Source organism: Streptomyces sp. NPDC002324, from assembly GCF_053593335.1.
Genome location: NZ_JBSFCF010000006.1, coordinates 264695 through 278397, shown reverse-complemented (window position 1 = coordinate 278397; position 13703 = coordinate 264695). Strand labels below are relative to the sequence as shown.

At 70.2% G+C, this 13703-nt stretch carries 17 protein-coding genes; 14 read left to right on the top strand and 3 right to left on the bottom strand.

Going from position 1 to position 13703, the window contains the following annotated elements; translation table 11 throughout:
* The first annotated feature begins 783 nt into the window (after positions 1–783).
* The 4 genes from ACWCRJ_RS11960 to ACWCRJ_RS11945 all read left to right on the top strand — a co-directional run bounded on the left by ACWCRJ_RS11960 (position 784) and on the right by ACWCRJ_RS11945 (position 3504).
* Positions 784–1512 carry an LmeA family phospholipid-binding protein gene (locus tag ACWCRJ_RS11960; protein ID WP_450939148.1) on the top strand — a complete coding sequence of 243 codons (729 nt, stop codon included), beginning with the start codon at positions 784–786 and terminating at the stop codon, positions 1510–1512.
* Between the two features lie 417 nt (positions 1513–1929).
* The gene (locus ACWCRJ_RS11955) at positions 1930–2769 is read left to right on the top strand and encodes a sulfurtransferase (RefSeq protein WP_450939147.1); all 840 of its coding nucleotides are present in this window, start codon (positions 1930–1932) and stop codon (positions 2767–2769) included.
* 94 nt (positions 2770–2863) lie between these two features.
* Entirely contained in the window at positions 2864–3151 is a 288-nt protein-coding gene (locus ACWCRJ_RS11950) for a DUF1416 domain-containing protein (RefSeq protein ID WP_013002600.1), read from the top strand.
* Positions 3152–3240: 89 nt separating this feature from the next.
* A complete protein-coding gene (locus ACWCRJ_RS11945; protein WP_450939146.1) occupies positions 3241–3504 on the top strand; it encodes a DUF3099 domain-containing protein in 264 nt (87 codons plus the stop codon).
* A 15-nt stretch (positions 3505–3519) separates the two neighbouring features.
* Here ACWCRJ_RS11945 and ACWCRJ_RS11940 read toward each other — a convergent pair whose 3' ends face one another.
* A complete protein-coding gene (locus ACWCRJ_RS11940; protein ID WP_005476871.1) occupies positions 3520–3882 on the bottom strand; it encodes a DsrE family protein in 363 nt (120 codons plus the stop codon).
* Positions 3883–4108: 226 nt separating this feature from the next.
* Here ACWCRJ_RS11940 and ACWCRJ_RS11935 point away from each other — a divergent pair, with 226 nt between their 5' ends.
* From ACWCRJ_RS11935 to ygfZ, 7 genes are all read left to right on the top strand, one after another.
* Complete coding sequence (locus ACWCRJ_RS11935; protein WP_450939145.1) at positions 4109–4825, top strand: hypothetical protein; 717 nt, start codon at positions 4109–4111, stop codon at positions 4823–4825.
* On the top strand, positions 4822–5763 hold the full coding sequence (locus ACWCRJ_RS11930; protein ID WP_450939144.1) for a hypothetical protein: 942 nt from the start codon (positions 4822–4824) through the stop codon (positions 5761–5763). Before ACWCRJ_RS11935 ends, ACWCRJ_RS11930 begins: the two co-directional genes overlap by 4 nt.
* Positions 5760–6722: a hypothetical protein gene (locus ACWCRJ_RS11925; protein ID WP_450939143.1), complete on the top strand. Its 963-nt coding sequence runs from the start codon at positions 5760–5762 to the stop codon at positions 6720–6722. Before ACWCRJ_RS11930 ends, ACWCRJ_RS11925 begins: the two co-directional genes overlap by 4 nt.
* A gap of 229 nt (positions 6723–6951) precedes the next feature.
* Positions 6952–7527 (top strand): FABP family protein, encoded by a 576-nt coding sequence (locus ACWCRJ_RS11920; RefSeq protein WP_005476868.1) that lies wholly within the window; start codon positions 6952–6954, stop codon positions 7525–7527.
* 88 nt (positions 7528–7615) lie between these two features.
* Positions 7616–7825: a zinc ribbon domain-containing protein gene (locus tag ACWCRJ_RS11915; RefSeq protein ID WP_450939142.1), complete on the top strand. Its 210-nt coding sequence runs from the start codon at positions 7616–7618 to the stop codon at positions 7823–7825.
* 15 nt (positions 7826–7840) lie between these two features.
* A complete protein-coding gene (locus ACWCRJ_RS11910) occupies positions 7841–8323 on the top strand; it encodes a Fur family transcriptional regulator (RefSeq protein WP_450939141.1) in 483 nt (160 codons plus the stop codon).
* A 9-nt stretch (positions 8324–8332) separates the two neighbouring features.
* Positions 8333–9298, top strand: a complete 966-nt coding sequence (ygfZ, locus tag ACWCRJ_RS11905; RefSeq protein WP_450939140.1) for a CAF17-like 4Fe-4S cluster assembly/insertion protein YgfZ — start codon at positions 8333–8335, stop codon at positions 9296–9298.
* A 165-nt stretch (positions 9299–9463) separates the two neighbouring features.
* Here the strand turns inward: ygfZ and dtd are convergent, their stop codons facing one another.
* A complete protein-coding gene (dtd, locus tag ACWCRJ_RS11900; protein ID WP_028797086.1) occupies positions 9464–9889 on the bottom strand; it encodes a D-aminoacyl-tRNA deacylase in 426 nt (141 codons plus the stop codon).
* 216 nt (positions 9890–10105) lie between these two features.
* Here dtd and ACWCRJ_RS11895 point away from each other — a divergent pair, with 216 nt between their 5' ends.
* The 3 genes from ACWCRJ_RS11895 (at position 10106) to ACWCRJ_RS11885 (ending at position 13342) form a co-directional block, all read left to right on the top strand.
* On the top strand, positions 10106–10723 hold the full coding sequence (locus ACWCRJ_RS11895; protein ID WP_450939139.1) for an RsiG family protein: 618 nt from the start codon (positions 10106–10108) through the stop codon (positions 10721–10723).
* 120 nt (positions 10724–10843) lie between these two features.
* Positions 10844–12133, top strand: coding sequence for a GNAT family N-acetyltransferase (locus ACWCRJ_RS11890; RefSeq protein ID WP_450939138.1), 1290 nt, complete (start codon positions 10844–10846; stop codon positions 12131–12133).
* Between the two features lie 291 nt (positions 12134–12424).
* Positions 12425–13342, top strand: a complete 918-nt coding sequence (locus ACWCRJ_RS11885; protein WP_450939137.1) for a winged helix-turn-helix domain-containing protein — start codon at positions 12425–12427, stop codon at positions 13340–13342.
* A 40-nt stretch (positions 13343–13382) separates the two neighbouring features.
* On the opposite strand, the gene ACWCRJ_RS11880 is transcribed toward ACWCRJ_RS11885, so the two are convergent.
* Positions 13383–13574, bottom strand: coding sequence for a hypothetical protein (locus ACWCRJ_RS11880; RefSeq protein WP_005476857.1), 192 nt, complete (start codon positions 13572–13574; stop codon positions 13383–13385).
* Between the last annotated feature and the right edge of the window lie 129 nt (positions 13575–13703).

Below are 13703 nucleotides of genomic sequence, written 5' to 3'. Positions count from 1 at the left end.
CCGAGCCTTGGAAACTCAGCCCCCGGGCCCCTAAGAACCCCGGGCCCCGAGCCTTGGAAACCCAGCCCGCGCGCCCCTAAGAACCTCAGGCCCCGAGCCTTGGAAACTCAGCCCGCGCGCCCCTAAGAACCCCGGGCCCCGAGCCTTGGAAACTCAGCCCCCGGGCCCCTAAGAACCCCGGGCCCCGAGCCTTGGAAACCCAGCCCGCGCGCCCCTAAGAACCTCAGGCCCCGCGCCTTGGAAACCCAGCCCGCGCGCCCCTAAGAACCCCGGGCCCCGAGCCTTGGAAACCCAGCCCGCGCGCCCCTAAGAACCTCAGGCCCCGCGCCTAGGAAACCCAGCCCGCGCGCCCCTAAGAACCCCACGACCCGCGCCTAGGAAACCCAGCCCCGCGCCCGCAAAACCCCAGGCCCCGCGCCCCTGAACCCTCAGCCCCGCGCCCCCGCAACCCCAGGCCCCGCACCCGCAGAGCCCCCAGCCCGCCGTCCCGAAATCCCCGGACCTCCAGCCCACCGCCCGGAAAAGCTAAGGGGCGCAGCCCCTGCTTTTCAGGGGCGCGGGGAACTGCGCGACCAGCCCCCACCGGAGCCGCACCCGACGACGTACCCAACCCCGCATCCGGCCCCGCCCCCCTGTCACAGCTGATCAACAACGCGACCCGGCCCACCCCGCCCTTACACCCGCACGATTACCCTCGCGTAGAACGGCCACCCAGGTCGTTGAAGCCGGACCGACCGATAGCCGGGCCGAACGCCGAGTGGACTACGTGGGGAACACCGAGACATGCGCGCACTGCGAATACTTGTCATCGTCGCCGTGATCCTGGGCGGCCTCTTCGTGATCGCCGACCGCGTCGCCGTCGGCTTCGCCGAGGACGAGGCGGCCGAGCAGCTGAAGACCAGCGAGGGCCTCGCGGAAACCCCCGACGTCTCCATCAAGGGCTTCCCGTTCCTCACCCAGGTCGCCAGCGGCGAACTCGACGACGTCGAGGTCGGCATCGAGGACTACGAGGCGACCACGGGCAAGGCCGACGAGAGCATCCGTATCGACGACCTGAAGGCGAACATGCACGGCGTCGCCTTCTCCAGCGACTACCGCTCCGCCACCGCCGCCACCGCCACCGGCACCGCGACCATCACCTACGACGAGCTCCTCAAGGCCGCCAAGTCCGCGCCGACACAGATCCTCCCCGGCGCGACCGCCCAGGTCGTCGGCCTCTCCGACGGCGGCAAGGGCAAGGTCAAGGTCGACATCAAGGTCACCTTCCTGGGCAAGTCGACGACGTACCCGGTGCTCAGCACGGTCACCGTGGACGGCGACACCGTGAAGGTGCACGCCGACAACCTGCCGAACCTGGTCGTCGAGGCCGCGGAGGGCCAGGTCCGGTCGATCACCGACTTCGAGCAGAAGATCGACGGCCTCCCCGGCGGCATCAAGCTCGACAAGGTCGAGGCCGCGTCGGACGGCGTGGACATCACGGTCCGGGGTTCGAACGTCAGGCTGGCCGGGTAGTACGGGGGCGGGACCCCGCGGACCTGGAGTGTCCGGTGGGCGAGACGGTCATGTCCGCAGGAAAGCTGTGACGATCGATACAGCCCTCCGGATCGGTGCGGCAGCAGCCCGTACCCCCTTCTGGTCCCACATCGCGGACGATCGCGTCTCACCATCCGACACGCCGGTGACACGTCCGCCTGTCCGTCCCTACGATCGACACTCATGAAGCGACAGGCGGATCTCACGAAGCGGCGGGCAGTAGACCTGTGCCGCGTCGCCGCCATGCTCTGTCGCAGTTTCTGAGCGAGCGGCGGAGTCCTGCCGCCGCGTCCCCCGATGCCTGCCCTGTTCGAGCCAGGGCCCATCCCCGCGCGCCCCGGCCGAACCGCCGGAGGCACCCGCACCCCGCCGTAACTGCCCCGGAGGAGAAAGAGCATGAGCCGCAGCGACGTCCTGGTAGACGCCGACTGGGTCGAGGCCAACCTCGACGACCCGAACATCGCCATCGTCGAGGTCGACGAGGACACGACGGCGTACGAGAAGAACCACATCAAGAACGCCATCCGGATCGACTGGACGAAGGACCTCCAGGACCCGGTACGCCGTGACTTCGTCGACCAGGAGGGCTTCGAGAAGCTCCTGTCGGAGAAGGGCATCGGCAACGACACCCTCGTCGTCCTCTACGGCGGCAACAACAACTGGTTCGCCTCGTACGCCTACTGGTACTTCAAGCTGTACGGCCACGAGAACGTCAAGCTGCTCGACGGTGGCCGCAAGAAGTGGGAGCTGGACGCCCGCGAGCTGACCGACGAGGTGCCGGCGCGCCCCGCCACCGAGTACAAGGCCAAGCCGCAGAACACCGCGATCCGCGCCTTCCGTGACGACGTCGTCGCCGCGATCGGCTCGCAGAACCTGGTCGACGTGCGCTCGCCCGACGAGTTCTCCGGCAAGCTGCTCGCCCCGGCCCACCTGCCGCAGGAGCAGTCGCAGCGTCCGGGCCACGTGCCCAGCGCCCGCAACATCCCGTGGTCGAAGAACGCCAACGACGACGGCACCTTCAAGTCGGACGACCAGCTCAAGGAGCTGTACGCCGAGGAGCAGGTGGACCTGGCCAAGGACACCATCGCCTACTGCCGCATCGGTGAGCGCTCCGCGCTGACCTGGTTCGTCCTGCACGAGCTGCTCGGCGTGGAGAACGTCAAGAACTACGACGGCTCCTGGACCGAGTACGGCAGCCTCGTCGGCGTCCCGATCGAGCTCGGCGCCAACAAGTAGGACCCGGCAGCACCCAGCGGCACCCGTAGCAAACGAACGTCCCGTTCATCCCGACCGGCCTTCCCTTCCGGTCAGACCTCTCTTGGAGAAAGACATGTGTGGAGCGAAGGCCGGCGGCCCGGACGCCTCGACGATCAAGCCCGGTGAGACCACGATCCAGGGCCAGGTGACCCGCGACGGCGAGCCGGTGGTCGGCTACGTCCGTCTGCTGGACTCGACCGGCGAGTTCACGGCGGAGGTCCCGACCTCCGCGACGGGCCAGTTCCGCTTCTACGCGGCCGAGGGCACATGGACCGTCCGCGCGCTCGTCCCCGGCGGCACCGCCGACCGCACCGTCGTCGCCGAGCAGGGCGGCCTGGCGGAGGTCGCGATCGCCGTCTGAGGCGGTTGTTCCGATACGGCGGAGGGCCGTACCCCGGGTGTCCGAACCGGGGTACGGCCCTCCGCCGTGCGCGGGCCTACGCTGGAGACATGTACGCCCGTCGGCGCCACGCCTACTTCGTCATGATGGGCACGTGCCTCGCGCTCTTCGTCCTGGCGTGGGGCGTCGTGCGCCTCTGGTCGGTCCCGGTCGCGGTCGGCATGTGCGTGGTCGCCATGGTCATCCCGCCGCTCGCCGCCGTCGTCGCCAACCGGCGCGGCCCCGACGACCGCTGGTGGGACGACCCCTCCGGCGACCCGAAGTCCGACGAGTGGTGGGACGAGCTGGACGGCAGGAGACGGCCGAGGTCCTAGGCCCTGCCCAGCCGCTCAGTAGACGAGCGCCTGGGTGTCGTCCGCCAGCGACTCCTGTACGAACACCTGCGCGCCCGCGATCCGCACGCCCTCGATGACGTCCTTCTCGGTGATGTCCCGGCGGGCGGCGCACTGCGTGCACAGGGTGAGCCGGCCGCCCGCGAGGATCGAGTCGACGAGGTCGGGGAGCGGGGCGGCGTGCGGCAGTTCGAACTCGGCGGCCCTGCCCGGCAGCGCGAACCACGCGGACTCGCCGGTCAGCCACAGGGACACCTCCACCCCGCTGGCCACGGCCACAGCCGCCACCGTGAACGCCTGCGAGCACCGCTCGGGAGCGTCCGCCCCGGCCGTCACCTTGATCACGAGCTTCTTCGCCATGGGCCGAATGGTAGTCCGAATCGTGATCATTTCCGGGACAACCCTGCGCCGGGGTCCGTGGTCTCCTGTCCGCTGAATACGAGATCCGTGCTTCATGTTCGATGGGGGAAACGTCTTGGAACCAGGGGAAAGACCCGAAGCGCCGGGGGCTTCTGCAGCCCCGGAGGTGTCGGTCGACCATGACGTGATCGTCTCGCCTGCGACGCCTGCGACGCCTGCGGCGCCCGTGGCGCGCCCGCGACGCAGGGGACGTACGGCGCTGCTGATCTCCGCCGCGGTCGCACTGGGGCTGATGGCCGGGACCTGTGCCGGTTATCTGGTGCAGGCCGACCGGGAGCCCACCGCGCTGCCCCCGCTCTCGCAGCCGTCGCTGAAGCGGGCGGAGGGCGAGGGGCCGGAGCCGCTGTCCGCCGTTCGGGACCCCAAGGTGAAGACGGACGGCGACCTGCGCGAACTGTTGCTGGACAAGCCGCGTGGCACACGTGAGCTCTCCCTCCGCGGAGAGGCCGACGGCTGGCTCGATCTGGCGGGTTTCTCGGGCTACTACGACGAGTCCGCCGAGGCCTTCGTCGACCTCGTCGACGGGGAGTTCCGCCGTGCGGCGGTCACCGGCTGGGCCGAGGGCTCGACCGGTGTCGTGGAGATCCGGCTCGTACAGTTCCACCAGGAGGAGCATCTGGGCGCGGCGGATTTCGCCGACAGCGCGTACTACTGGACCGGTCAGGACGCGGACACCGACAGCTGGCCCGTCCCCGGCACCGGCGACGGCATGGCCTATGTGCACAACACCCCGCGCACGGAGCCCGGTTATCAGCCGTTCTACGCGGCCGAGGCGTTCGCCTGGCGCGGCGACATCCTGATGTCGCTCTGGGTCAGCGACACCCGGCCCCTGTCCAAGAAGAAGATCATGGACCTGGCCGAGCGACAGATGGAGCGGCTGTGAGCGGGAACCCGCAGGACCGCGGGGACGCGGCCCCCGACATCGCGGCCCCCGACATCGCGGCCCCCGACATCGCGGCCCCCGACACGACGGCCCCCGGCACGACGGCCACCGACATCGCGGCCCCCGCGGGCGGGCTGATCGGTGACGTCGAACCGGAGGGCGGGACGACCGTGGTGGCCGCCTCGACGGCGCGGAAGCGGACGAGCCCGGGCCGGCTCGCCGCCGTCGCCGGCTCCGTGCTGCTTGCCGTCTCGGTCGTCGCCGGAGTCGGCTTCACCGTGGTGACCGTGAAGGACGCCGACCGTGACGCGGGCGCGCCCGTCTGGAAACTCCCCCAATCCGGGAAGGCCGGGAAGACGGCCGTCACCGGCGGCTCCTCCGGGCTGGCCGGGATGCTCGTGCCGTACGACGACGACTGGACCCGGGGCCCCGACATCGGCGGGTACGGCTCCGACGCCGCGCTCGGCGGCGGTGAGGCCGCGGCGCTGCGCAAGGAGTCCCTGAGCGACCTGCCCCGTTCCGAGCGGCGGCAGCTGGCCCGGCAGATCGACAAGCAGGACATCCAGGGCCTGGCGATGCGCAGCTATCTCGGCGATGGCGGCTCGTACTCCCAGGAGGACCCCTTCACCGTGAGCGTCGAACTCGTTCGGATGGACAGGGCGGCGGCCCGGGACAGCGCCGCCTTCCAGAAGGCCTTCATCGAGATCCTGGACGTGTTCCGCAAGGGCCCCGAGATCCAGGGCCGCAAGGACGCGCACTGCTTCCTGCCGCCGAAGGGGGCGGACCTGAAGATCGACGCGATGCTCTGTCTGGCGGTCCAGGGAGACGTCGTCGTCACCGTGAACGCCTACGGCGTCAGACCGCTGGACACCAAAAAGGTCGCGCGGCTCGTCCGGGAGCAGCTCGACCGGATCACCGAGCCGGGGGAGGCGGTATGACCGAGAAGACCGAACAGCCACAGCGGGTGACGACGGCCCGGGAACCGTCGGCCCCGGAGCCCGCGCCCCCGGTGCCGCTCGACGTGTCGCCGCCGCCGGAGACGCCGCCGGAGACGCAGGCGGTGGCGCAGGCACAGACGGAGACCCAGACGGAGACGGGGCATGCGGCTGGGACCGGTACGGCTCCGCGCAAGGACCGCCGGGTGCTCCGGGCGGCCCTGCGGTGGACGGCTGCCCTCGTGGCGTTCGTCTCGGTCGGCGCGGCCACCGGGTACGGGATCACGCGGGTGGAGCGTACGGACGTACCGGGACTCGCGACCGAGCCGGACGGCCGCTGGGAGTACCCCGAGCTGACTCTTCCCCCGCTGCCCTCCGGCAGCCCGGCCCCCTTCGCCGAAGAGAACAAGGCCGGCGCGCACCACGCCGACCTGCGCAGACTCGTACTCCCCGCGCCGAGGGGGGCGAAGGCCGACAAGGCGCTGGCCGGTGCCGACGGCTGGCTGCCTGCCGAGGACTTCCTCAAGGAGTACGAGCCGGAGGACGACCTGGACAGCCTCGGGCAGATGTTCACCGACCACGGACTGCGACACGTCGCCGCCCGGGGCTGGACCATGCCCGACGGTACGCACACACGGATCTATCTGCTGCGATTCGGTACGGCGGCCGTCGCGGACACGCTGTACTCGGACGAGCTGACCGACTACAACAGTCCGCGTTACGTCGTCCGGGGGTCGGACGGGGTGTTCAGCCGGGACGAGGACTTCGCCCCCCGCTCGGACCTGGCCGACGTCGAGCGTGCCGCCTACGTCGAGGGCAAGCCGTACGGCAAGGAGCAGGTCCGCCAGGCGTATCTGTCGGCGGGCGATACCCTCGCGCTGATCGTGCAGTCCCGGAAGGGCGCCACCGAGGCCCTGCCCTTCCAGCAGACCGTGGTGCTGCAGAGCCAGTTGCTGAGCTGACGCCCGCGGAGCCGGAAGGGGCCACCTCACGGCGAGGCCCCGACCCCGGCCGCGTAAGCTGGGGCCCGGCCTTGTGCAGTACCGAACCCCGCTCATCCGAGGAGCACCCCGTGGAACTCTTCTTCGAAATCCTGCTGGTCCTGGTCGCCGTCGGCGTTCTCGCCTTCGCCGGTCTGACCGTGAAGAAGCTGTACCAGGGCCAGCGCTGACCCACTGCTAGGAAGAACCGATGATCGAGATCCCGTCCGACCTGCACAAGGACCTCGTCCCCCTCGCCTTTCTGCTCGGCGACTGGGCGGGCGCGGGCGTCCACGACTTCCCCGGTGCCGAGAAGTGCAACTTCGGCCAGGAGGTCACCTTCTCCCACGACGGCCGGGACTTCCTGGAGTACCACTCCCACACCTGGGTGCTGGACAAGGACGGCAACAAGGTCCGTCCGCTGGAGACCGAGTCCGGATTCTGGCGTATCGACGCCGACCGCAAGGTCGAGATCGTCATGACCCGTGACGACGGCGTCGTCGAGGTCTGGTACGGCGAGCTGGCCAAGCAGAAGCCGCAGATCGACGTGGTCACGGACGCGGTGGCGCGTACGGCGGCCTCGGGGCCCTACAGCGGCGGCAAGCGGCTGTACGGCTATGTGCACAGCGACCTGATGTGGGTCGGCGAGAAGGCGACGCCCGACGTCGAGCTGCGCCCGTACATGTCCGCGCACCTGAAGAAGGTCGTCACCCCCGAGGACGTCGAGCGCTGGGCGAAGGCCCTGCCGGACGACATGCCGGACGACGGCATCGCCTTCTTCAAGTAAATACGCGACAGGATTCCGGTCGTGGGTCACCTGTTCGGGTGAGCGGGGCGACTTTTCGAGACGTGCCGCGAGTCGCCGTCCGAAACGTGTGATCGTGAACATCGCGTACAAGGCCGAGCGAGCCGGAGTTCCGGTGGTGTGCGTGGATCCGGCCTGTACCAGCCGGGAATGCTCCCGGTGCCACCACATCTACAGGCGCAACCGGCCGTCACAGGCCGTTTTCGACGCGCCCGGGCCCATCGAAGCCATCGATGACCTGAGCGCAAACCCGGGACGGCTCCCTGGGTGGCTGACGTAGTTCTAGACTCGACGTGTGGTGAGCACCGACTGGAAGAGTGACCTCAGGCAGCGCGGCTACCGGCTGACGCCGCAGCGGCAGCTCGTGCTCGAAGCCGTGGACACCCTGGAGCACGCGACCCCCGACGACATCCTCGTGGAGGTCCGGAAGACGGCGTCGGGGGTCAACATCTCGACGGTCTACCGGACCCTGGAGCTCCTGGAGGAGCTGGGGCTGGTCAGCCATGCCCATCTGGGGCACGGCGCGCCGACGTACCACCTGGCGGACCGGCACCATCACCTCCACCTCGTCTGCCGGGACTGCACGGACGTGATCGAGGCGGACGTGTCGGTGGCGGCCGACTTCACGGCCAAGCTGCGCGAGACGTTCGGCTTCGACACCGACATGAAGCACTTCGCGATCTTCGGCCGCTGCCAGGACTGCTCGCGCAAGGCCGCGCGCGCCAAGGGGTCGCCCTCCGAGGGATCGACCTCCAAGGGTTCAACTACCGAGTCGTAGGCTTGGCGTATGAAAAGCCCTCTGCTGTCCCTGCCCGGCGCCGTCCCCGCCGAGGGAGTGGACGAAGGTGTCGCCGCGCACTACGGCGACCTGTTCCGCGAACAGCGCACCCTCGCCGACGGCACCGGATTCGTCGACCTCTCCCACCGGGGCGTCCTGGCCGTCTCCGGCGAGGACCGGCTCAGCTGGCTGCACCTGCTCCTCACCCAGCACGTCAGCGAACTGCCCACGGGCGAGGCCACCGAGGCGCTGATCCTCTCCGCCAACGGCCACATCGAGCACGCGCTCTACCTGGTCGACGACGGCACCACCGTCTGGATCCATGTCGAACCCGGCACCCAGCAGGCGCTGCTCGCCTACCTGGAGTCGATGAAGTTCTTCTACCGGGTCGACGTGGCCGACCGGACGGACGACTTCGCGGTCGTCCACCTCCCGGCCGGTTCGATCACCGAGATCCCGCAGGGCACGGTCGTCCGCGAGACCCCGTACGGCCGTGATCTGTTCCTGCCGCGCGCCGACCTGGAGTCGTACGCGGACAAGGCGGGCCCCGCGGTGGGTCTCCTCGCGTACGAGGCGCTGCGGGTCGAGCACCACCGCCCCCGCCTCGGCTTCGAGACCGACCACCGCACCATCCCGCACGAGCTGGGCTGGATCGGCACGGCGGTGCATCTGCAGAAGGGCTGCTACCGGGGTCAGGAGACCGTCGCCCGCGTCCAGAACCTGGGCAAGCCCCCGCGCCGTCTGGTCTTCCTCCACCTCGACGGCAGCGAGGTCCACCTCCCGCCGCGCGGCGCGGAACTCCGCCTCGCCGACGACGGCCCCGACGGCCGCAAGCTCGGCTTCATCACGACGTCCGTACGCCACCACGAACTGGGCCCGGTGGCCCTCGCGCTGATCAAGCGCAACGTGCCGGTCGACGCGCGGCTGATGGCGGACACGACGGCGGCGGCGCAGGAGACGGTGGTCGAGCCGTAGGGGCCGTGAGGGCCGTATGGGCCGTACGGGTGGGGTTCTGCTCCTGGTGCTCCGAGGTGCTCCGAGGTGCTCCGAGGTGACGCGATGGCGGACGGGCGGGCTCGGCGGCCTTCGCGCGCCGGGTTGCGCCCCCTGCCCCCGCACGTCCCGCGGCGGCCCCGCGTCCTACATCTCCAGCAGCACCGTGAAGGGCCCGTCGTTCGTCAGCCCGACCCGCATGCTCGCCCCGAACCGCCCCGTGGCCACGGTCGCCCCCAGGGCCCGCAACTGGGCGACGACCTCCTCCACCAGCGGCTCGGCGATGTCGCCGGGCGCCGCCGCGTTCCAGGTGGGCCGACGCCCCTTGCGCGCGTCGCCGTACAGCGTGAACTGGCTGATCACCAGCAACGGCGCGTCCACATCGCTGCACGACCTCTCGTCGTGCAGCATCCGCACGGACCACAGCTTGCGGGCCAGCTGCGCCGCCTTCTCCTTGGTGTCGTCGTGCGTCACCCCGACGAGGACGCACAGCCCCTCGCCCTGGATCTCGCCGACCGTCTCACCGTCGACGACGACACTCGCGCCGTCGACCCTCTGCACCACCGCACGCATGCCGACCATCATGCCGCCGACGTCCATCAACCGTGTGCGAGGGGGTCCCTCTTACGGGGGGTTCGTGATCACCGGGGTTTGCGGAGCGCTTTGCCCGGTCTTTCTCATTGATCCATTACCGCCCATCTGGGGTGGATCGCGGGGACTCGGTCACCTAGCGACCACAGAGAGTGGCACGATGCTCACACACACCGGTCGAGGGGACGGTTGAGGCGCATGAGCACATCGAGTTTTGGGCAGCCCCCGGGGACTGCGACGTCCACCCGTACGACCCCGGGGCCCGGCCCCGGTATCCGTCGGCCACCGGTCCAGCGCACGGACAGCGCACCGCTGCCGCCGCCGGACCAGGCCGAGCACGAACTGTCCCGGCTGCGGCTGCCCGAACTGCGCACCCTGCGCCGGGACGCCCAGCGGGACGAGGCCGACCTCAGCTATCTGCGGCGGCTGCTCCAGGGCCGTATCGACATCCTGCGGGCCGAACTGGCCCGCCGGGGCGGCGCGGCGGACCCGGCGGCGCTCGTGGACCGCCTCTCGGCGATCCTCACGGACGCCCCGGCCCGGCACCGTTCCTCGGCCCGGCACGTGACCGTGGGCACGCCGTACGGCGAGGAGCACCGCCGGCTCGCCGCCGAGATGCTGGACGAGGTCGAACTCTCCGACCTCCAGGCCCGCACCGACGACGAACTCACCGCCGGCCTCGCCCGTCTCGTCCACCACGAGCAACAGATCTCCGGCCGCCGCCAGCGCCTCCAGCGCACCGCGGACGACTGCAGCGCCGAGATCGCCCGCCGCTACCGGGAGGGTGAGGCCCAGGTGGACGACCTGCTCACCTGACCGCCGGACCCCGCGCCCTTCAGGGGCGCGGGGGACTGCGAGAAAAGCCCCACCGGCCCGCACCGGCGGGGGCGCGGAAATCCCCGAGACACACCGAGGGCCGCCCCCTAGCGTGGCCCCATGAGCTCCTCCCACGACATAGCCGTACGCCCCGTCACCGAGGACGAGATCCCGGCCTGGCTGAACGCCCTGAACACCGGCTTCCTCCGCCCTCCGGAATCCCTCTCCCCGCAGGAGCTCAAGGACCGCTCGTCCCACATCGACCCGTCCCGCACCCTCGCCGCGCTGGACGCGTCCCGCACCCGCACCCCCCTCACCCCCACCGACACCACCCAGGTGGTCGCGACCTTCCGCTCGTTCCCCCAGGAACTGACGGTCGTCGGCGGCCGGACCGTCCCCGCCGACGCCATCTCGAACGTCACGGTCAGCCCCACCCACCGCCGCCGGGGCCTCCTCACCCGGATGATGGCCCACGACCTGACCGCCGCGAAGAAACGCGGCGACGTCGTCGCCACCCTGATCGCCGCCGAGTACCCGATCTACGGCCGCTACGGCTTCGGCCCCGCCACCTGGACCACCGAGTGGACCGTCGACGTCCCCCGCACCGGCCTGGACCCCCGCTGGTCCGGCCCGGCGGACGGCGGCCGGGTCGACCTCGTCGACGGCGCGGCCGTTCGTGCCCTCGGCCCCGCCCTCCACGACCGCCTCCGCCACGCCCAGCCGGGCGCGGTGAGCCGTGACGAGCGCTGGTGGCGGGTCAACACGGGGGACCTGCGGACCAGTTCCTCCTGGACCGATCCGTTCTACGCGGTGTACCGCTCGGCGGCCGGTGAGGTCGAGGGGCTCGTCTCGTACGAGGCGGACGACAGCTGGCGGATGAAGCAGCCGCAGAACACGGCCGACGTCAACTGGCTGATCGCGACCACCCCGGCCGCCGAGCGCGCCCTGTGGCACTACCTCTGCTCGATCGACTGGATCACCAAGGTCAAGTCCGGCTGGCGGGCCCCCGACGACCTGCTGCCGCACTTCTTCCCCGACCCGCGCGCCGTGGGCGTCACCACCCAGGCGGACTGGCTGTGGGTGCGGATCCTGGACGTCGTACGGGCGCTGGAGGCGCGTACGTACGCCGGGACCGGGACGCTGGTGCTGGAGGTTGTCGACGCGGGCGGCTTCGCGGACGGGCGCTACCGGCTGGACGTGGGCCCGGACGGCGCGAGCTGTGTGCCGACGAGCGAGGACGGCGACCTCGTGCTGGAGGTCTCGGACCTGGCGGCGCTGTGGCTGGGCGACGAGTCGGCCGTACGGCTCGGCGCGCTCGGCCGGGTGCGGGAACAGCGGAAGGGCGCCGCCTCCGTAGCCGACGCCCTGCTGCGGACGTCCAGGCGCCCGTGGTGCCCGGACATCTTCTGAACCTTTCGTGGTGTGTGTGCGTGTGTGCGGAATCCGTAGCTGTTCAGTTGTGGTTGTGGCTGCGCATTCAGTTGTGGCTGATCCATTCAGTTGTGGCTGTGCGGACCGGTCGGACTCCCGGCTCCCCTCCGGAGGGGAGGTCGATCGGTCGGTCTCGGTGTTACCAACAGTCCCAAGGTTTGACCATGTTGTGGAAGTTGGCAACCAACTTCACCTTACTTATGTCCTCTTGGAGTCGTCTCATAACCACCTTCCCACGAACTGCCCAAAGATGGCGAGAAGTTGTAGTGTTTGTTCGTGGAGCGGGAACGCACGGCCGTCGATGGGCGGAAGTCGTCACAGCGGCCCCAGAGGTCACACCACGAGGTGGCCGACGTGTTGCGCGGCCGGATCAGGTCCGGCGAGCTGCGACCGGGACAGCGCATGCCCACACAGGCGAAGCTGGCCGACGAGTTCGGCGTGGAGCGCGGGGCCGTACGGCAGGCCCTGCGCGTCCTGCAGTCGGAGCACCTGCTCACCAACGTCTCCAAGGGCAGTCCGGCGACCGTCGCCGCGGGCCTGGGCACGGCGGCCGTCGGCGGGCCGGAAGCGGCCCCGCGGCCCACGATGGTGGAGCTCGGCCCGCGCGTGTCCGCCGCCTTCGCGGCCCCGCATGTGCGGATCGACGCCCTGTGCCTGACGTCCGTGTCCCTCACGCTCGCCGTGGGTGAGTCGTTGCGCGAGATTCACGCGGGGCGCATAAATCCGGCCAGGGTCGATGTCCGGGTGATGCTGCCCAGCCGGGACATCCCGCTGGCCTTTCCGTCCCCGGTGGACGCCTCGGTCGACGGCCGGCTGCAGCGCCGCTGGCTCGCCCAGCGCAACGCGCAGGGGCAGGTCCTCAGGCACAACCTGCTGGCCCTGCGGTCCACGCACGGCATCGACGTCCGTGTCTCCTTCCGCGCGCTGCCCTTCACGCCGCCCGTGAAGCTGTATCTGCTCAACGGCCGCGAGGCGCTGTTCGCGTACTACACGGTCCAGCGGAAGGAGGCCGAGGTGGACAGTGAGCAACTGGAGATGTACGACGCCGAGGGGACCCAGTCCACGCTGTTCGCGTTCGAACGGAGCGCGGCCGCGGCCCCGCGGGACACGGCCTTCGTCGAGCAGTCCGGCCTGTGGTTCAACGCGCTGTGGGAGACCATCAGTTCGGACCTGCTGCTCACGACCTGAGGCTCGTCCCGCCCGCTCGCGGGCAGCGGGCGTTCTCGCCTCACATCGCGGGTCCGGCGAACATCAGCGCGAGGATGACCGCGCCTATCGAGCTGCACGTGTGGTTGTTGGCCTTCAGCCCGATCGTGAGGAACAGCAGGCCGATGACTCCCATGGTGCCGTAGCGCCACTCGACGAAGCGCTGGAGGGCGACGACGACGAGGGCGGAGGCGAGGGCGAGGGCAGCGGGCATGGTGGTACCTCCTCCGAGGGGCTGGGTGACCAGGGGGCCGGTGAGAGTCGGCACCTCTGCCAACTTGCGAAAGTTGGCAACCAACTTCGTTTAAATGGTTCCCATTTGGTCTAGGTTTATAACCACCTT

What these genes read in the sequence shown, in the direction of transcription:
- ACWCRJ_RS11960 (WP_450939148.1), top strand. Translation starts at nt 784, where the DNA reads ATGCGCGCACTGCGAATACTTGTCATCGTCGCCGTGATCCTGGGCGGC.
- ACWCRJ_RS11955 (WP_450939147.1), top strand. Translation starts at nt 1,930, where the DNA reads ATGAGCCGCAGCGACGTCCTGGTAGACGCCGACTGGGTCGAGGCCAAC.
- ACWCRJ_RS11920 (WP_005476868.1), top strand. Translation starts at nt 6,952, where the DNA reads ATGATCGAGATCCCGTCCGACCTGCACAAGGACCTCGTCCCCCTCGCC.
- ACWCRJ_RS11945 (WP_450939146.1), top strand. Translation starts at nt 3,241, where the DNA reads ATGTACGCCCGTCGGCGCCACGCCTACTTCGTCATGATGGGCACGTGC.
- dtd (WP_028797086.1), bottom strand. Translation starts at nt 9,889, where the DNA reads ATGCGTGCGGTGGTGCAGAGGGTCGACGGCGCGAGTGTCGTCGTCGAC.
- ACWCRJ_RS11890 (WP_450939138.1), top strand. Translation starts at nt 10,844, where the DNA reads ATGAGCTCCTCCCACGACATAGCCGTACGCCCCGTCACCGAGGACGAG.
- ACWCRJ_RS11895 (WP_450939139.1), top strand. Translation starts at nt 10,106, where the DNA reads ATGAGCACATCGAGTTTTGGGCAGCCCCCGGGGACTGCGACGTCCACC.
- ACWCRJ_RS11925 (WP_450939143.1), top strand. Translation starts at nt 5,760, where the DNA reads ATGACCGAGAAGACCGAACAGCCACAGCGGGTGACGACGGCCCGGGAA.
- ygfZ (WP_450939140.1), top strand. Translation starts at nt 8,333, where the DNA reads ATGAAAAGCCCTCTGCTGTCCCTGCCCGGCGCCGTCCCCGCCGAGGGA.
- ACWCRJ_RS11950 (WP_013002600.1), top strand. Translation starts at nt 2,864, where the DNA reads ATGTGTGGAGCGAAGGCCGGCGGCCCGGACGCCTCGACGATCAAGCCC.
- ACWCRJ_RS11880 (WP_005476857.1), bottom strand. Translation starts at nt 13,574, where the DNA reads ATGCCCGCTGCCCTCGCCCTCGCCTCCGCCCTCGTCGTCGTCGCCCTC.
- ACWCRJ_RS11940 (WP_005476871.1), bottom strand. Translation starts at nt 3,882, where the DNA reads ATGGCGAAGAAGCTCGTGATCAAGGTGACGGCCGGGGCGGACGCTCCC.